The organism is Clostridium sp. C8, assembly GCF_001010885.1.
Taxonomy (GTDB): domain Bacteria; phylum Bacillota; class Clostridia; order Clostridiales; family Clostridiaceae; genus Clostridium; species Clostridium sartagoforme.
This window is the reverse complement of record NZ_LBMX01000091.1, coordinates 1-19,704: the sequence shown is the minus strand read 5'-3', so window position 1 is coordinate 19,704 and position 19,704 is coordinate 1. Positions and strand designations below refer to the sequence as shown.

The window sequence follows — 19,704 nt, the reverse complement described above, 5'->3', positions numbered from 1 at the left end:
CTGATTAAATTTATTAATATTTTTCTTTTATTTTCTTATTAAACTTTTCATAAAGTACAATCATATCAGCTTCCGTTGAATAAACTCCAACTTCATCGATTGGAATCCATTTTACTCCACTATTTTCATCTTCTTTGACAATAAGTTCATCATTTTCATCAGCTTCTAAAAGATAAGCCACTGATAAATGTAAATGAGAAGCTATATTTTTACCCCTTTTAATATGAGCAGGTACAGGTAAAACATCTAATGAGAAAATTTTATTATCTAAGGCCTTGATGTTTTTAATTCCTGTTTCTTCTTTTGCTTCTTTTATAGCAACATAAAGCAAATCACTATCTCCATCTGCATGCCCACCAGTCCAAGACCAAGAATTATAGATATTATGATAAATCATAAGGACTTTTGTTTTATCTTTATTTACTATATATCCAGAACTTGTTATATGAGCAAGGGGGTTTTCTCTGGTTAAAAGATTATCAAAATTATCTGTTGAAAATAAAATAGCTTCTTTATCAGCAGCTTCTTGCTCATTATATGGTTTATATTCTTTAATTTCTTCTATCCAATTCATAAAATAAATTCTCCTTAATTTTAATGTATAGTTATTAGTATTAATATTTTAGTTTTACTTATCAAAACATAGTAATGTTAGTTTACATAGTTCTGACAAAGGTGTTTATTTCTTATGGTTTAATTTTATCTTATGTAATATGGGGATGCAAGGTAATCCAATTTTATTAGAATGGAAATCAGAGAAATTACTTTTTTATATGATGAGCATAGGCAATATATGGATTTAATATGATATAATTGTAAGTATATTAAAAATATTTAGAATTTAATAATTTAATATAAAAACAACCATGGAGGATAAAATGGGGAATAATTCAGAAATTGTAAAAAAAATAATTGATAATATAGAAAAGGTTATAATCGGCAAAAGAGAAACTATTGAGTTAGTTGTTGTTTCTTTAGCTTGTAGTGGACATGTTCTTATTGAAGATATACCAGGAGTTGGAAAAACTAGTCTTGTTTCAGCTTTAGCTAAATCAATAAGTTCTACATTTAAGAGAATACAGTTTACTCCAGATATACTACCATCAGATGTTACCGGATTTACTATATATAATCAAAGATCAGGAGAATTTGAATATCGCCCTGGTTCAATAATGAGTCAAATAATACTTGCAGATGAAATAAATAGAACCTCTCCCAAAACTCAAGCAAGTCTTCTTGAAGTTATGGAGGAAAATCAAGTTACAATTGATGGAATAACATATAAAGTTCCACAACCTTTTATGGTTCTTGCAACTCAAAATCCAGTTGAATACTTAGGTACTTATCATCTTCCAGAAGCACAACTGGATAGGTTTTTTATGAAGGTATCAATAGGATATCCATCACCACATGAAGAAAGCAAGATATTATCAAATCTTAAATTTAAGAATCCAATAGATTTACTTGACCCTGTAGTTGATAGTGAAGAAATAATACTTGTTCAAAATGAAGTAAGAAATGTTCATGTAGATAAGCTTTTAAGAGATTATATAGTTAATATTATTGGAGAAACTCGTAATCATCCACAAATATTACTAGGATCAAGTCTTAGGGGTTCTATATCTTTATTTAAAGCTTCACAAGCATGGGCTTATTATAAAGGGAGAAATTATGTTATTCCAGATGACATTATGAAAATGGCAGTACCAGTACTTTCTCACAGAATAATATTAAAACAAGAAGCAAAGATTAAAAAAATATCTACTGAAGACATATTAAACTCAATAATTAACGATATTGATATTCCAATGGTGAAGTAAATGAAATTAAATAGAATTTTATATTTAAGTTTACTTATTATAACATTTACTTTTGTATATTATTATGGTGGAAAAGTACCAAATATGTTTTTTTATACAGTGTTAGTCCTTCCTATAGTTTCTTTTACATATATGTTAATAGGCTATTTTATGCTAAAGTATGAGCAAAGTCTTGATAATGATTTAATATTTAAGGGAGATAAAGTAACTTTTACAGTAAATATAACTAACAGAAGTTTTTTTATTCTTCCATATATAAGTATTAGCTTCTTAAATGATAAAGGTGGAGTTATACAAAAACATAAAATAAATAATATATCACTACAACCTTTTTCTAAGAGGGAAGTTTCTATTGATTATATATATAAATATAGAGGAGATTTTAAGCTAGGGGTAAGTACCATTGAAATACAAGATTTTCTTGGGATTTTTAAGTTCACTCTAAAAAATAAAACCCCACTTTATATAACAGTGTATCCGCAAATTATAGATATTGATGAGTTTTATTTAAGTTCAGGTTACCTTTCAGATAATGTGTCAAGTATTGGAGGGGGACAAGAGGATATATCCACAATTGAGGAGATAAATAAGTATAATTATGGTGATAGTTTAAGGAAAATACATTGGAAGTTAACAGCTAAGACAAATGAGTTAATGATAAGGGAATATGAAAAGGTTGGTTCTAGAAGTGCAATACTTATACTTGATTTACAAAGTAATAATTTTGAAGTAGAAAAGAATGCTGCTATTGAAGATAAGTTGCTTGAAACTACAATTGCCATATTAAGATATTGTATATACAATGATGCAGAGGTAAAGCTTATATATGATAGTAAAGGCATTAATGCTATTAATTACAGTAATTCTTTAGATTTTCAAAAAGCTTATGAAACCTTAGCGAAAATTGAATTTAATCAAAAGACAAGTTTTAAGGATATAATTGAAAGTGAAGTTAACTGCAATATAGGTAAGGCAGATATAATAATTGCTACTTTTAATATTAATTATATTCTTTATGAAGAATTAAATAAGGCAATATTATTGGGATGCAATATAACCTTAATTTATATATATGGTAACGAAAAGATAGAGAACAACAAAGATGAGAATAAAGAAAATCTAAGTAAAGCTCATGGGGATAATGAAGCAAAAACTATACTTGCTTCATTATCAGAATTAGGGATTAAATTATATGAAATTAATATAGAGGAGGATATACAAGCAGTATTTAAGCAAGGAGGTAAAAGAAATTAAATGGAGAGTTTTGTAAAGAAGGGATTAAGCTATACTATGGACTTAATACTAGCAATAACCTTAAGTTTTAGTTTAGTTTATGCTTTTACTTCCACTTTTAAATTGGCTTATAAAGCACAAAATGTATTTATAGCTGTTTGTATTGCTTCAATTATATATTCAATTTTATTTATTAATAAGTTATCTTTAAAGATTTTTGCTATTTGCGTATCTTTTATTTTAGTAGGTATGTTAGTTACTTTTTTTACAAATCCATTGGAGATTACTTTATTTATTAAGAATATAAGCTCACTAACGGCTTTAATTGATAAGCAAGTAAATGGTGAAATAGTTCTTAGCATAAGATATCAAAGGAATATATTTATAGCTTTAAGCGCTATTATTCCATTAATTGTGTATATATTTTCAGTAAAGAAATTTAATTTTTACATCCTATTAATTGGTGGGGCAAGCGTATTTGTGGGACAATGGATAGTTGAAAATTTTAGAATTTATTTTTCCTTTTATATATTTTTATTTATTATTTTAATATACTATTTAAAATATATTTACTTAAGAAATATTAAATTAAGTAAAGAAAATAATAAAGTTCCAATAAGCTTTTTAATCTCTTGTATTCCAATTTGTGCAATAGTATTGATTTCATCTTATTTCTTATCATCTAGAGATAATCCTATAGAACTTAGTTGGATAGATTCCAAAGCAAGACATGTTAGTAATAATACTAAAAAGGGATCTAATACTGGAAGTAATAATTATTTCAAAATAAGTTCTACTGGTTTTGGAGATGATAATTCAAGGCTAGGAGGGAATGTTTCTATAGATAATACACTCGTAATGAAAGTGGAGGCGCCTGAAAGTGGAATATATTTAAAAGGAGCAGTTAAAGAAATATATACAGGTTATTCATGGGAAAGCAAGAAGTTCGGATCAATTAAGTTAGGTAGTATGCTTGAACTTAATAATTTTGATGATGATTTATTTGAACTTCTTCAAGGGAGTAAGATTGTGTCAAATGAAACAAATATTTTAGAAGAAGGTTTTGATAAAAGCTTTATAGATATTACTTATGAAAATTTAGATATAAAAACAATATTTATACCATCAAAGGTAAGTAACTTAAGTTTTGAACCAGAGAATTCCTTATATGTTGTTAAGGATCTTTATGGAATACTATTTAGTGAAAGTATAATGCAAAAGGGATTCAAATATAATGCAGAATTATATAAGATAGATAAAAATAATGAAGATATTTATAATTTATTGAGAAGAAGCAAACAAGGTCTATATAGTGAATACATAGAACATAATTATATAGGCTCTGAAGGTAATGAAGGAAGTAGAGATTATGTTATAAGTTTAGAAGCAAAGTCAAAGGATATTTATAATGAATATCTTCAGTTACCTAATGAACTTCCTAAAAGGGTTTTTGATCTTGCTTTTGAAATAACTTCATCAGTAAACAATAATTATGATAAAGCAAAAGCTATAGAATCTTACCTTTCACAAAATTATAAATACACTTTAATGCCTGGAAGTGTACCAGAGGATAGAGATTTTATTGACTATTTTTTATTTGACTCAAAGGAAGGCTACTGTACTTATTATGCTTCAGCAATGACAATACTTGCTCGTTCAATAGGCATTCCAACTAGGTATGTTGAGGGATATGTTTTGCCAGAGAGATCTACAGATGGAATATATGAAGTTACAAATAAACAAGCACATGCTTGGGTTGAAGTATATTTTGAAGGATTTGGATGGATGACCTTTGAGCCTACTGCACCATTTTTAGAATCTTTAAATAATACAACTGAAGAACAGATTTTAAATACACAAAACAAAACAAAAAAGGAAGAAGAAATCGATGATGAGGTTGAAGATAGTAAACCAAAGAATAACAATGAGACCTTGAAGGAAGAGGTATCAAATAATGTAAATGATATAGAATCAAAATCAAAATTATTTATAAGAATTACTATACAACTATTGGTTGTTTCATTATTATGGATATTTATTGTTCCTTATTTTAAACGAAAGATTGTTATTTATAGATTGAAAAAGTATTCTTCAAAGCAAGAAATAATTAAAATATACAAGCGTCTTTTAAGAGGTCTTTCACTACAAGGACTTAAAATAAATATTGGAGAAACACCATTACAATATGCACAAAGGGTAGATGAAATATTAGATTCTAATGATTTATCCTTTAAAACTATAACAGATATTTTCAATAAGGCTTGTTATAGTAATGAACCTATTAGTAAAAAAGAAATTCAAAATATAATTGATTTTTATAATACAGTTCCTATTTATTGCAAGAAGAAACTAGGAAAGTTAAAATATTTTATATTTAGTAATATATTAGGAGTAATTTAAAATATAATATTAACTAAATCAAGGAAGGTTATTCTTAACCTTCCTTAAAATTTGCATATATTTTATATTAATCTAATTCCTTCATATTTTTATAATTATTAATTGGTAACTTAAATATATGTAACATATAAAAATATAGTCGAATAATATGTATAGATATAGTATAAGCATTACTATATTGCTAGAATTTAAGTTCAGGATGTAAGAGAGGATACAAAAATGCAAATTGGTATAAGGGCATTAGACGAGAGTTTAAACTTGCAGAAGCAAAAAAAACCTCTTATACACTGTATCTCCAATTCAATTTCGGTAAGAGATTTAGCGCAAGGAATTTTATGCTATGATGGTAATCCTATAATTGCAAATTTTGTTGAAGAAGCACCAGATATAACATTTAAATGTGATTGTCTATTGATTAATTTAGAAGATTTAAGTGGGGCTAAGGTAGAAACAATTGAAAAATCAATTAGGGTTGCAAGAAGAAAAGGTATTCCAGTTGTTTTAGATATAATGGGAGTAGATTTTTCATTTCTTAGAAAGGAAATAGCATTAAGATTCATAAATAGATACAATATAAGTGTTGTGAAAGGAAGAGTAGAGGAGTTTAAGATATTAACCAGTAGTGATGATAAATTAAAGAACAAAGATTTTAAGGATTTAAAATTAAAAGAAAATATAGAAGCTAGGGTTGATTTAAGAAGCTTTTCAAAAAGGCATAATATAATATTAGTTGTCCAATGTGAAGATTATTACTTAACTGATGGATTTAGTGAATTTTATGTTGAAGGCTATCAAAATGAGTTTAGTAATATATTGGGAACTGAATCTATATTATGTGGATTAATTTGTGTAGGAATTGCATCTGTAAGCAATAATGAACAAAGATTTAGAGCCGTCTTAGTTGCTATTATGACTATAGCAGTAAGTGAAAAAATAGCTATACAAAAGAACTTAGAGCCTAAAAAGAATAGAAGGCTAAAGGAATACTTATTAGATGAAATAATTAATATAAATGCAGAGAAATTAAATAGATTAGCAAAAGTAGAATATTCATTTGTAAGATAAAATAAATATAAAAAGCTTTGGAAAATCCAAAGCTTTTTTGGTTGCGGGAGCAGGACTTGAACCTACGACCTTCGGGTTATGAGCCCGACGAGCTGCCAACTGCTCCATCCCGCGATATTAAGTTGCTGACCTCAGCCAGTAGGTTAAGTATAGTCTTATTATATGATAAAGTAAAGCAAAATATAAAAGAAATTTTTAATTTTTTTTAATAAACTACTTGAAAAACGTTTACAAATGATTTATTATATAGTTAATCGATTTAGTAAACCGTTTTACTAAAAATAATAATTAGGAGAGAGATTTATGAATAAGATATGTGTACTTGGAAGCATGAATATGGATTTAGTTTTAAAGGTTAAAGATATCCCTCAAGTAGGAGAAACTATTTTATCAAAATCTTTTGAAAAGATATCAGGAGGAAAAGGTGCCAATCAAGCAGTAGCAGCTAAAAGGTGTGGCTCAGATGTAATAATGATATCTAAGATAGGTAAAGATGATAATGGGTTAATACTTAAAAACAAATTAAAAGAAGATAATATAGATGTAAATTTTATATATGAAGATGAAAAAGAAGCAACTGGAATGGCAATTATAATGGTTAATGAAAATGGAAATAATTCAATAATAGTTGTTCCAGGATCAAATATGACAATGAATGAAGAAGAAATTGATAAATCAGAAAAGGCTTTAAAAGAAAGTGATATATTAATATCTCAATTTGAAACACCAGAAGAAATTACTTTAGAAGCATTTAAAAGAGCAAAGAGGCTTGGAAAAATAACTATATTAAACCCTGCACCAGCTAAAAAAATAGATGAAGAACTTTTAAAAGTAACAGATATCATAATACCAAATGAAACAGAAGCAGAAGTTTTAACTGGTATAAAAGTAGAAAATTTAGAGGATGCCAAAAAAGCAGCACAAGTTTTCTTAAATAAAGGAGTTAAATTTGTAATTATAACTTTAGGTTCAAGAGGAGCTGCGGTAATAGGAGAAAACTTTAATGAAGTAGTTCCTGCATTTAAAGTAAATGCAATAGATACAACAGCTGCAGGAGATAGTTTTATAGGCGGATTAAGTTCAAAATTAGATGTTAAAAACATTAATAAAGAAAATCTTATAGAAGCAGTAACCTTTGGAAATAAAGTATCATCAATAGCAGTTCAAAGAAAAGGAGCACAACCTTCAATACCATATTTAAAAGAGGTAGAAGAGGCTTATGGAAGGAAGTAAATCAAATGAGAAAGACAGTATTATTAAATAGTAACTTAAGTTCAGTGATATCAAAGATGGGTCATACAGATATGTTAGCAATAGGAGATTGTGGATTACCAATACCTAATGAAAGTGAAAGAATAGATCTAGCATTAATAAAGGGAGTACCAACATTTATACAAACTTTAAAAGCAACATTAGAAGAACTACAAATTGAAGAGGTAATATTAGCTAAGGAAACTGAAAGTGTAAGTCCAAAACTTTTTGAAGAAATAAAAAAAGTTATAGGAGATGCAAAAATAACATTTGTATCTCATGAAGAACTAAAAAGAAATTTAAAGGAATGCATGGCAGTAATTAGAACGGGTGAACAAACACCTTATGCAAATATAATTTTAAAATCAGGAGTTGTATTTTAGTTAAGGAGGGTATTTATATGAGTAAAAAGATACCAATGCTAAGAATGGAAGGAGTATCTAAGATATTCCCAGGGGTTAAGGCTCTAGACAATGTTGATATAACAGCTTATGGTGGAGAAGTTACAGCTTTAATGGGTGAAAATGGAGCTGGTAAATCTACTCTAATGAAAATATTAAGTGGTGTATATCAAAAGGACCAAGGAAAAGTATTTATAGATGGAGAAGAAGCAAATATAAAAGGAATAAAGTCAGCAGAAGAATATGGTATTACTATTATCCATCAAGAAATGAGTGTTTTAAACAACTTAACAGTTGCAGAAAATATATTTTTAGGAAATGAAAAATATCAAAAGTTTACAGGGAAAATAAATAAAAAGGAACTTATTGAAAGAAGTAAATTATTTTTAGATCAAATAGGTGCAAATATAAATCCTAATACTCTTGTTGCTACCTTAAATGTTGGAGAAAAACAAATGGTAGAAATAGCAAAAGCATTAACTAAAAATGCAAGAGTAATAATAATGGATGAGCCAACTACTGCTTTAACAGAAGTAGAAACTAAGAATTTATTTAAAGTTATAGATAGTTTAAAGAAAAAGGGAATTGCAATAATTTATATATCTCATAGAATGGAAGAAATATTTGCTATATGTGACAGAGTTGAGGTTCTTAGAGATGGAAAGTATGCAGGAAATGCTTTAATAAAAGATATTGATAATGATAAATTGATATCAATGATGGTTGGAAGAAAAATAGAAGATCAATTTCCTTATAGAGAAATAAAAGTTGGAGAGGATATATTAGAAGTTAAAGATTTAAGTGCAAATGTTGGAATAAAGGATATAAGCTTTAATGTTAAAGAAGGAGAAATCCTAGGAATAGCTGGGCTTATGGGGTCTGGAAGAACAGAAGTTGCAAAAACAATATTTGGAGAATACAAGAAGACTTCAGGATCTATAAAAATAAAGGGAAAAGAAATAAATATAAAAAATATTCAAGAAGCCATAGATAATGGAGTTTGTTACTTATCAGAAGATAGAAAAAAAGAAGGCTGCGTTTTAAGTTTATCTGTAGCAGAAAATATGATTTTATCTAATTTAAAGAAATATGAAGGTAAAATGATGTCTATAGATAAAAATAAAGCAGTAAAAGATGTTGATTATTATATAGATAAAATTAAGATAAAGACGCCGAATAGAGATCAATTAATAAAGAATTTAAGTGGTGGAAATCAACAAAAAGTTATACTTGCAAAATGGCTTATGTTATCTCCAGAAGTACTAATAATAGATGAACCTACAAGAGGGATAGATGTAGGTGCAAAAAAAGAAATATATGAATTATTAAATGAACTTAAAGCTTCTGGAAAAGCAATAATAATGATATCTTCAGATTTACCAGAAGTTTTAGGAATAAGCGATAGAATAATTGTTATGAGTGAAGGAAGAATTTCAGGAGAGTTGAAAAGAGAAGAAGCTTCACAAGAAAGTATAATGAAATTAGCTGTTGGAATGAATAAATAGTTGGGAGGATAAAATTATGAATATTAATATAAAAGAAACTGTATCTAAATATAAATCACTTATAGGCTTAGTATTACTATGTGTAATAATCACATTTGTTACACCAGCATTTTTAACAATATCAAATATTACAAATGTTTTTACACAAGTTTCAGTTAATGCAATAATTGCAGTAGGTATGACTTTTGTAATTTTAACTGGTGGAATAGATTTGTCTGTTGGTTCAACTTTAGCAATTAGTGGAGCATTATCAGCATCAATAATAAAATCAACAGGAAGTGTTACACTTGCAGTAATAGTTGCAGCATTAGTTGGTATAGCAATAGGGTTAGTAAATGGGCTATTGATTTCAAAAGGTAAGTTACAAGCATTTATAGCAACGCTTGCAACAATGACAGTATTTAGAGGTGCAACTTTAGTCTTTACAAATGGAACTCCAATCTCAAAGTTAGCAGAGAAGTTTGTTAATATAGGTAATGGAAAATTAGGATTTATACCAATTCCAGTTATAATTACTGTAATAGTTTCCATAATAGCAATTTATGTATTATCACAAACAAGATTTGGAAGATATCTTTATGCTCTAGGTGGAAATGAGGACTCAGCTAGATTATCAGGCATAAATACAGATAAAATTAAGACTTTAGTATATGTAGTTTCAGGCTTTGCATCAGCAATTGCAGGTGTAATTATAACTAGCAGAATAGGATCAGCATCACCTAACGCAGGAACAGGATTTGAATTAGATGCAATAGCAGCAGTAGTTATTGGTGGTACATCACTTTCAGGTGGAGAAGGAAAAATAACAGGAACTCTAATAGGTGCTCTTATCATAGGAGTGCTAAATAATGGATTAAACTTAATGAATGTATCACCATTTTATCAATCAATAGTAAAAGGATTAGTTATTTTAATAGCTGTATTATTAGATAAAAAGAGCAGAAAGAAAGCATAATTGAAATAGGAGGAGATAACATGAAAGGTATAAAAAAGATATTAGCATTTTCTCTAGCAGCCATAATTTCAATGAGTTTCTTTATAGGATGCTCAAAAAGAAATAGTGACAAAAAAGTTGGAATAGTTTTATCAACTTTAAATAATCCTTTCTTTGTTAGTATGAAAGAAGGAGCAGAAAAGGAAGCAGAAAAGCTAGGATTTGAATTAATAGTTTTAGATTCACAAAATGATCCGGCAAAAGAAAGAGCAAATGTAGAAGATTTAATACAACTTGGTGTAGTAGCCTTGCTAATAAACCCAACAGATAGTGATGCAGTTGTTAAATCAGTAGAAGTTGCAAATGAAGCAAATATACCAGTAATAACATTAGATAGACAATCAAATGGCGGAGAAGTTACAAGTCATATTGCTTCAGATAATATAAAGGGCGGAGCCATGGCAGCAGAATTCGTTTTAGAAAAAATAGGTACTGAATCTACTATAAATGTAGTTGAACTTCAAGGCATTCCAGGTGCCTCAGCAACTAGAGATAGAGGAGCAGGATTTCATAGTATTTTAGATGATAAATCAAATATTAAATTTGTTTCAAGTCAAGCAGCGGATTTTGACAGACAAAAAGGTCTTTCAGTTATGGAAAATATAATACAGGGTAATGATGATATTCAAGTGGTGTTTGCACATAATGATGAAATGGCACTTGGAGCAGCAAAAGCAATAGGAACAAGTAATATAAATGCTATGGTCATTGGATTTGATGGGAATGATGATGCTTTAGATGCTGTTGAAAAGGGTGAAATGATTGCAACAGTTGCACAACAACCAGATCTAATTGGAGCATTAGGAGTAGAGCTTGCTTCTAAGATATATAATGGAGAATCAGTAGATAAAGAAATAGCAGCAGATTTAAAAATTATAAGTAATCAAAATTATTAGCAAAATTGTCAAATAAATATTAATAAATTATGATATAATTCTATATGTAAAATTGCAATAAGGAGTGGAATTTATGAGGAAGATAACACTTCTAGACATAGCAAAATATGCAAATGTATCTAGAACTACAGCATCAATGGTATTAAATAATAAAGATATAAGTGTTTCGGAAGAAACAAGAAATAGAATTTTAGAAGCAGCAAAGGAATTTAACTATATACCAAATTCATTTGCAAGAGGGTTAAGTACCAAAAAAAGTTATACCATAGGTTTTGTTATTCCAGATATAGAAAATCCATTCTTTGCAGAAATGGCAAAAGCTATAGAGATAGAAGCTGAAAAGGAAGGTTATAGCATTATCTTATGTAATACTTTTAATAGCGGAAAAAGAGAAGAGGAATACATAAGGTTATTAATAAGTAAGTTAGTAGATGGGGTAATACTTGTAGCAAGTAGTAAGCAAAATAATTCAATTAATATGTTAAAAGCTAATGAAGTTCCATTTGTAATTGTTGACAGGCATATAGATGATATAGAAGAAGATATCAATGGTGTTTTTTGTGACAATGAACAGGGGATAAAAATAGGTTTAGACTATTTAATAAAAAAGGAATGTAAAAATATAGCCTTCATTGGTTCTAATAAAAATGAAATTATATCTAATTCAAGGCTTGGTTACTTTTGTAAAATAGCTAGTAAATATAATATTTTTAATCAAGAGTTAATAGAGGAAGATGAAATTTCATTAGAAGGCGGAATCAAAGCAACAGAAAGATTAATAGATAGGAATCAAAAAATAGATGCAATATTTTATAGTAGTGATGTAATGGCTATAGGTGGAATTAAATTTCTAATAAGAAAAGGTTTTAATATACCAAAAGACATAAATATATTAGGATATGATAATATTGGGATTTGTTCCTTTATAGAACCAGAATTGACAAGTGTTGCACAACCTATTTATAATATGGGAAAAGAAGCTTTTGCTCTATTAATGGATATTGCAAAAAACAATAATAACACAAAAAAAGTTATAAATTTGAAACCTTATTTAGTTGAGAGAAAAACAGTAAAATAGATTGGGTGGTGTAAGTTATGAATAAAGAAAACTTAATTTCTGTATCAAAGAATGTTAGAAAAAATATAATTGAAATGCTTTATGAATCAAAGTCAGGGCATCCAGGAGGATCATTATCTTGTGCTGATATATTAACATATTTATATTATGAAAAAATGAATATAAATGTTAGTAGTCCTAAATGGGAGGAAAGAGATAGATTTGTTTTAAGTAAAGGTCATGCGGCTCCAGCGCTTTATTCAGTATTAACTGAAAAGGGATTTTTCCCTAAGGAAGAGTTAAAGACATTAAGAAAAACAGGTGGATTACTTCAAGGACATCCAGATTCAAAGCATGTTCCAGGAGTAGATGTATCAACAGGTTCACTTGGTCAAGGAATATCTAATGCTGTAGGAATGGCATTGGGATTAAAAGCTCAAAAAAGCAATTCAAAGGTATATGTAATACTAGGAGATGGAGAGCTTCAAGAAGGTTTAGTTTGGGAAGCTTCTATGGCAGCAGCTCATTATAAATTAGATAATTTAGTTGCAATAGTTGATTTTAATGGATTGCAAATTGATGGGAAAAATGAAGAAGTAATGGGAATAAATCCTTTAGATGAAAAGTTTAGTGGTTTTGGATTTAATGTAATTAAATGTGATGGACATGATTTTGATTCAATAGATGAAGCATTTAAGAAAGCTGAAGAAGTTAAAGGAAAGCCAAGTGTAATAATAGCTAAGACTGTAAAAGGTAAAGGTGTTAGCTTTATGGAAAATCAAGCAGGATGGCATGGACAAGCACCTAACAAAGAGCAAACAGAACAAGCTATAATGGAAATTACTAAATAGGAGGTATTTATAATGGGAAAAGCAACAAGAGAATCATATGGCATGGCATTAGTAGAATTAGGAAAAGAAAATGAAAAAGTTGTAGTACTTGATGCAGACCTTTCTAAGTCTACAAAAACATGTGATTTTAAGAATATGTTTAAGGATAGATTTTTCAATGCTGGTATTGCAGAACAAAATTTGATGGGAATGGCAGCAGGTTTTGCTAATGTTGGTAATATACCATTTGCTAGTACCTTTGCAGTATTTGCTACAGGTAGAGCATTTGAAGTTATAAGAAACTCAATATGTTATCCAAAGATGAATGTTAAAATAGCTGCAACTCATGCAGGAATAACAGTTGGGGAAGATGGTGGTTCACATCAATCTGTTGAAGATATTGCACTTATGAGTGCACTTCCAAATATGACTGTAATAGTACCAGCTGATCATAGAGAAGCTATGCAAGCTACAAAAGCAGCAGCTAACTTTGAAGGTCCAGTATATTTAAGATTCGGAAGATGTAATACAGAAGATATATTTGATGATAATTATAAATTTGAAATAGGAAAAGGTGTAACTCTTAGAGATGGAAATGATGTAGCTATAATTGCAACTGGAATGATGGTTCAAAAAGCAATCGAGGCATCTGATAAGCTAAAAGAAGAAGGAATAAATGCAAGAGTTATAAATATATCTACTATTAAACCAATAGATAGAGAATTAATAATTAAAGCTGCAAAAGAAACTAAAGGAATAGTTACAGCAGAAGAACATTCTATAATAGGTGGACTTGGAGCAACTGTTTCTCAAGTTGTAACAAGTAGTGAACCAACAAAAGTAAAATCTATAGGAATAAAAGATACTTTTGGTGAATCAGGAACTCCTGATGAATTAATGAAAAAATATGGTTTAACAAGCGATGAAATTATAAAGGCTGTAAAAGAAATATTATAAACAAAAAAATACCTATGGTTGCATAGGTATTTTTTTATATAGATTCTTATTATAAATATTATATCTTAAAAATCTGACTTAAAAATAATGTTATAGATATATGAACTTCTTTTAATTGTCAATAAAAATATATAATAAATTTTATATAATACAATTTCAAAATTTGCAATATTATGATAAATTATAATTATAGGAATTATTTAGGGGGACAATCGTAATGAATGTTATAATATATAGACTAGTTTTAAATTACTTAAATACGAAAGTAACAAATAATCTAAAAGATGAATTTATAAATGCATCTCTACATTTTAATATAAATAATGATATTTATAAAAAATATTCACCAGTACAAATTGAATATATGATTAGCAAAATATCATCAGATGAAATAATAGACTACGTTGAATTATGTTCTGTTTACGGCTATATATTATATAGAGCAATAGAGCAAAATGAACTTAATGACGAAGAAAGAATAGAAGGTCTTCAAATAGTTTTAGAAATAAGTAATTCCATAACTAGTTATTTAAGAAATTTGATAGGAGAAAATGAACTTTTCGATAAACTATTAAATGTAACAGAAAAACTTAATTTGACAAAAGATCAAAATGAAAAAATAATTAAAATGTTAAATCAATAAATGTAATATTTTGCGAAGTAAAATTTCTAGTTCGCAGTTCATATGGCACAGTTCACAGTTGTTCTCATTTTATAGGTAACAGGGAACAGGTATCAGGTAACAAACGTAAACATAATCAAAAATAAGATGGAATTTATTTTAAAATAAATTAAGATTATATATTTAGTCAGTATTTCGTTTAAAAATCTACCATCTTATACTTGTTACTTTATCCAAGAAATTGTGAATTGTAAATTGTTAACTGTGCACTGAATAAATTACTTCGCAATTTTTTTTATTGCTGTTTTAAGAAGTGAAAAATATGGTAGAATCTTAAGGAGAAAGGAGTGATTAACATTATGAATAAAGCAATGGAGATTTTAGAAAAATATTTTGGATATAACTCCTTTAGAGAAGGCCAAAATGAGATAATATCGAATATTTTAAGAGGAAGGGATAGCCTTTGCATTATGCCAACAGGTGGAGGTAAGTCAATTTGTTATCAGATTCCTGCTTTAATTTTTAATGGAATTACTTTAGTTATATCTCCTTTAATATCATTAATGAAGGATCAGGTTGATTCAATTAATGATATAGGAATAAAGGCTGAATATATAAATAGTACTCAAAGTTTAGATGAAATAAAGGAAATATTAAAGAAATGTTATGATGGAGACGTCAAACTTTTGTATATAGCCCCGGAAAGATTAGAAAATGAATATTTCAATAAAATGTTAAGAAAACTTTGGATAAGTCAAATTGCAATAGATGAAGCGCATTGTGTTTCAATGTGGGGACATGATTTTAGGAAAAGTTATAGGTATATAGCTCCTTTTATAAAAAGTTTAAATGTAAGACCAGTAGTTACTGCATTTACGGCAACGGCAACAAGTGAAGTCAGAAAAGATATTTTAGAACTTTTAGAATTTATTAATCCATATATATATTTAGGAAGCTTTGATAGAGAAAATTTATTAATATGTGTGCATAAAGAAGAAGATAAAGCAGAGTTTGTAAAAGATTATGTACGAGATCATGAAGAAAGCTCAGGAATAGTTTATTGTGCAACAAGAAAAGAAGTTGATGCTTTATATTATTATCTAAGGGAAAGAGGAATAGAAGCAGCAAAGTATCATGGTGGATTAAAAGATGAAGAAAAAAGTTATTATCAAGAAGAGTTTTTAAAAGATAATTTTAATGTAATGATTGCTACCAATGCATTTGGAATGGGGATTGATAAATCTAATGTAAGATATATAATACATTTTACATTATGCAAAAATCTTGAATCTTATTATCAAGAAATAGGTAGGGGTGGTAGAGATGGAGAAAAAACAGAGTGCCATCTTTTGTACAATAGAGAAGATATAAGAACATTAGAATATTTAATATATACCACAGCTGGAGATACAAGAAAAGAAATTGAAATAAGAAAACTTCAAAATATGGTTGATTTCTGTGAGTATGATAAATGTTATAGGAATTTAATTTTAAACTATTTTGGAGATAAAAAGGTAAGACCATACTGTAATAACTGCAGCAATTGTTTAAATAATGAAGAACTTAGAGATTTTACAGTAGAATCTCAAATGATTTTATCATGTGTCTATAGGACAAGAGAAATGTATGGAATTTCTGTATTAGTTGATATTTTAAGAGGATTTAAAGGCCCTAAAATTATTCAAAATAAGTTAGATAATTTAAGTACATATGGGATAATGAAAGAGTATAGTAGCAAATTTATAAGAGATTTAATTAAGACATTGTTGGATTTAGAATATGTAAATTTAAAGGAAGGTACATACTCAATGTTAAAATTAAATCCTAAATCGATAAGAGTACTAAAATCAAAAGAAAAAGTAATTTGTAAGTTAAGCGAAGATATTGAAGAAAAAATGGAAAATAAGGAATTGTTTAATAAGTTAAGATTATGGAGGAAAGAAAAGGCAAATACGCTAGGAATTAAACCATATATTATATTTTCAGATTCTACTCTTATTGAGCTTACTAATAAAATTCCGAAAAACAAGGAAGAATTACTTAATATTAGAGGCATGGGAGAAAAGAAATTTGAAAAATACGGGGAAGAAGTACTTAGAGTAATTCACAGTTTATAGAGTAAGGGCATAACAAAGTGACAGGTAACAGGTAGCATGTAACAGAAAAATTATAGATTAAGGTGATGTTATATAAAGAAGTTTATATAACATCTTATTTTTTGGAACTAATACAAAAATACCCACTAAATGCAGTGAAAAATGTAGAATCATAAACAAATAAGTGATATAATAAGAAATATAATATTAAATAAAATATAACAAATAAAAAAGGGGTTTTATGGTAGAAAAGCTAATATATAGGTTTGTAGATGATTTAGGAAAGTATAATAATTATAATAATGACCAAATAGAACAAGCTAAGTATGCTTTAAAGATTCTTGTATATGAAATTATAAAATTTTCACTAATAATTTTTATATTTTCTTTATTAGGATATTTTAAGGAAAGCTTACTTATAATATTTATAATGTCAATTACAAAGCCATTTATAGGTGGATATCATGAAGACACTCAAATAAAATGTTTTATTGCTACGTTAATAGTAGTTGCAATAATAATAGTTTTATTTGAAACTAATAAGTTAAATTTAATTGGTTGCATTATATTAAATTTAGTAAGTATATTTTCTATCTATAATAAGGCACCAATAATAGATAATAGAATGCCAATAACAAGAGAAGATCTTATTAAAAAGAATAGGAAGATAGGAATTATAAATTCTTTAGCATTAATTTTAGTATCAATTATTATTTTTAAAGTTACATGGGCTTCTCAAATAATAGTTTGGACAATTTTAGTACAAGCTATATTAATGTTTAATAAATATCAAGGGAAACCTATCTAGAATGGTGTACTATTAGTTTGGACAATAAAGAGATTTACAGTATTTAAAAATATGATAAAAATAAGGAGGTGGAACAATGAAAATAAAGAAGTATTTAGGATCATTTACATTATTATTAGCAGCAATGTTAATAAACATAGGTCCATCATCATTAGCAGGAATAGGGGCAGAAGAAATGCCGGAAGCAATTAAAAAATTAAGATAGGGGACGTTAATCTGTATAAGCAATATGCTATACGATATAAAGAGAAGCAACTAAAAAGTAGATAGGGGACCCTAGATATGTACACTGGTTTTTTTGATATTATTAATAGTATTATCCAATGTTCAATGTTTATAATAACAATAAATTATTGCATTGATCATAAATATAAAAAAAATAAAATACAAATTATTGCATTAATAGCAATAATATCATTAGTAATAATAATAATTACTTCAGCTATGGGAAACTATAGTTTATCAATAATAATATTGCATATAATATCGCTTATGTTAGCAATTTTACCTTATTATAAAGATAAACTAACAGCAACTATTGGATTTAGTATAATATATTTTATAATTTGCATAATTTCAATAGTAAGTTTTATTATATTTTCTTTATTTACAAGTATTATAAGTATAGATAATAAGTATATAAGCTTAGTAATGATATTAATTATGTATTTACCATCATATATTATTTCATATCTTATTATGAGGAATATGAAATTTATATATAAGGTGTATTTAATGATTAAATCAAGAACCTCATCAATAATTGCTTTTATAATAATAACAATAGTATGTGATTTTATAATATCTTTTTCATATATTGTGAATGGTACAGATAATCCTATTTTTATGGAAGTAATATTTGTATTACTAGGTATATTTATTATTTCAGTTACTTGGTATTTTGCAATTGTAAATAAAAAGTCAAATGAAATATATAATTTGAATAAAGAATTAGAAAAGAAGATTAATGAATTAAAAAAGATAAAGCATGATTATGGCTCTCAAATTTCATATTTATATGGAGCATACCTTATGAAAAATTATGATAAGTTAGGCGAGCTCTTTAAAAGTGTAATAGAAGGGAATAATATTTCAACACAAGTTAAGGTTTTAAGTTATGAAAATTCTCTCATATCTAGAATAGTTAATTCTATTGATTTAAATGATATAGATATTTTAATAGATGAAAAAGCTAAATTAGAAGATACAAAAATAAATGAAATTGATTTACAAAGAATAGTTTCTAATATATTAAGAAATTCTGTTGAAGCATTAAATGGAAAAGGATTGCTAATGATTAAAAGCTTCTATAACTATAATAATATAGTTGTGAGTATTCAAAATAATGGACCTAAAATTGATAAAAATAATATTGATAAAATTTTTGAACAAGGATTCTCAACTAAGGAAAACAAAGATAGAGAAAATGGTTTTGGTTTATACATAGTAAAAGAATTGATTGATAAATATAATGGTAATATATATGTAAAGAGTAATGAAGATTTAACTGAATTCATTATAAATTTACCTTTAAATCTTTAACTTATATATAAATTAAAATAATATAAGCCTATGGAGTGGATATAAAAATCTAATCTATAGGCTTATATTATTTTATATATCTAATAATTAATAAATTATAAAAAAATATCATTTAATATGATAAAAGTTAAATTAACCTAAACATAAGTAAAAAGGTTTTCAAAAATAAATTACTTATGATGACTTTTGATTAAAAATAAAATTAAATGTAAATGTCAACCTCAAAA

At 27.2% G+C, this 19,704-nt stretch carries 18 protein-coding genes and 1 tRNA gene; 17 read left to right on the top strand and 2 right to left on the bottom strand.

The genetic code is table 11. The features are described 5' to 3' along the window. Positions 1-13 precede the first annotated feature (13 nt). Positions 14-574: an NUDIX hydrolase gene (locus tag AAT22_RS14270; RefSeq protein WP_047001724.1), complete on the bottom strand. Its 561-nt coding sequence runs from the start codon at positions 572-574 to the stop codon at positions 14-16. Positions 575-878: 304 nt separating this feature from the next. Here AAT22_RS14270 and AAT22_RS14265 point away from each other — a divergent pair, with 304 nt between their 5' ends. The 4 genes from AAT22_RS14265 (at position 879) to AAT22_RS14250 (ending at position 6,518) form a co-directional block, all read left to right on the top strand. After that, on the top strand, positions 879-1,820 hold the full coding sequence (locus AAT22_RS14265; RefSeq protein WP_047001723.1) for a MoxR family ATPase: 942 nt from the start codon (positions 879-881) through the stop codon (positions 1,818-1,820). Continuing rightward, a complete protein-coding gene (locus AAT22_RS14260) occupies positions 1,821-3,074 on the top strand; it encodes a DUF58 domain-containing protein (RefSeq protein WP_047001722.1) in 1,254 nt (417 codons plus the stop codon). Continuing rightward, positions 3,075-5,453, top strand: a complete 2,379-nt coding sequence (locus AAT22_RS14255; protein ID WP_047001721.1) for a transglutaminase domain-containing protein — start codon at positions 3,075-3,077, stop codon at positions 5,451-5,453. Positions 5,454-5,672: 219 nt separating this feature from the next. Then, the gene (locus AAT22_RS14250; RefSeq protein ID WP_047001720.1) at positions 5,673-6,518 is read left to right on the top strand and encodes a hydroxyethylthiazole kinase; all 846 of its coding nucleotides are present in this window, start codon (positions 5,673-5,675) and stop codon (positions 6,516-6,518) included. Between the two features lie 38 nt (positions 6,519-6,556). Here the strand turns inward: AAT22_RS14250 and AAT22_RS14245 are convergent. Continuing rightward, positions 6,557-6,632 (bottom strand) — tRNA-Met (locus AAT22_RS14245). Between the two features lie 189 nt (positions 6,633-6,821). Between AAT22_RS14245 and rbsK the strand changes: the two genes are divergently transcribed. From rbsK to AAT22_RS14185, 13 genes are all read left to right on the top strand, one after another. Continuing rightward, positions 6,822-7,751, top strand: a complete 930-nt coding sequence (gene rbsK, locus AAT22_RS14240; RefSeq protein ID WP_047001719.1) for a ribokinase — start codon at positions 6,822-6,824, stop codon at positions 7,749-7,751. A 5-nt stretch (positions 7,752-7,756) separates the two neighbouring features. Next, a complete protein-coding gene (rbsD, locus tag AAT22_RS14235; RefSeq protein ID WP_047001718.1) occupies positions 7,757-8,152 on the top strand; it encodes a D-ribose pyranase in 396 nt (131 codons plus the stop codon). Between the two features lie 17 nt (positions 8,153-8,169). Next, the gene (locus AAT22_RS14230; protein WP_047001717.1) at positions 8,170-9,675 is read left to right on the top strand and encodes a sugar ABC transporter ATP-binding protein; all 1,506 of its coding nucleotides are present in this window, start codon (positions 8,170-8,172) and stop codon (positions 9,673-9,675) included. A gap of 16 nt (positions 9,676-9,691) precedes the next feature. After that, complete coding sequence (locus tag AAT22_RS14225; RefSeq protein ID WP_047001716.1) at positions 9,692-10,630, top strand: ribose ABC transporter permease; 939 nt, start codon at positions 9,692-9,694, stop codon at positions 10,628-10,630. Between the two features lie 20 nt (positions 10,631-10,650). Continuing rightward, entirely contained in the window at positions 10,651-11,565 is a 915-nt protein-coding gene (gene rbsB, locus AAT22_RS14220; RefSeq protein WP_047001715.1) for a ribose ABC transporter substrate-binding protein RbsB, read from the top strand. 73 nt (positions 11,566-11,638) lie between these two features. Continuing rightward, complete coding sequence (locus tag AAT22_RS14215; protein ID WP_047001714.1) at positions 11,639-12,643, top strand: LacI family DNA-binding transcriptional regulator; 1,005 nt, start codon at positions 11,639-11,641, stop codon at positions 12,641-12,643. A gap of 17 nt (positions 12,644-12,660) precedes the next feature. After that, positions 12,661-13,473, top strand: coding sequence for a transketolase (locus AAT22_RS14210; RefSeq protein ID WP_047001713.1), 813 nt, complete (start codon positions 12,661-12,663; stop codon positions 13,471-13,473). A 12-nt stretch (positions 13,474-13,485) separates the two neighbouring features. Continuing rightward, a complete protein-coding gene (locus AAT22_RS14205; RefSeq protein WP_047001712.1) occupies positions 13,486-14,409 on the top strand; it encodes a transketolase family protein in 924 nt (307 codons plus the stop codon). Positions 14,410-14,626: 217 nt separating this feature from the next. Next, entirely contained in the window at positions 14,627-15,052 is a 426-nt protein-coding gene (locus AAT22_RS14200) for a hypothetical protein (protein WP_016208993.1), read from the top strand. A gap of 338 nt (positions 15,053-15,390) precedes the next feature. Continuing rightward, positions 15,391-17,148, top strand: coding sequence for a DNA helicase RecQ (recQ, locus tag AAT22_RS14195; RefSeq protein WP_047001711.1), 1,758 nt, complete (start codon positions 15,391-15,393; stop codon positions 17,146-17,148). A 220-nt stretch (positions 17,149-17,368) separates the two neighbouring features. Beyond that, entirely contained in the window at positions 17,369-17,935 is a 567-nt protein-coding gene (locus AAT22_RS14190) for an accessory gene regulator B family protein (RefSeq protein ID WP_047001710.1), read from the top strand. Between the two features lie 76 nt (positions 17,936-18,011). Beyond that, positions 18,012-18,140, top strand: coding sequence for a hypothetical protein (locus AAT22_RS19565; RefSeq protein ID WP_278245141.1), 129 nt, complete (start codon positions 18,012-18,014; stop codon positions 18,138-18,140). Positions 18,141-18,217: 77 nt separating this feature from the next. Beyond that, complete coding sequence (locus AAT22_RS14185) at positions 18,218-19,477, top strand: ATP-binding protein (protein ID WP_047001709.1); 1,260 nt, start codon at positions 18,218-18,220, stop codon at positions 19,475-19,477. Positions 19,478-19,704: the final 227 nt, after the last annotated feature.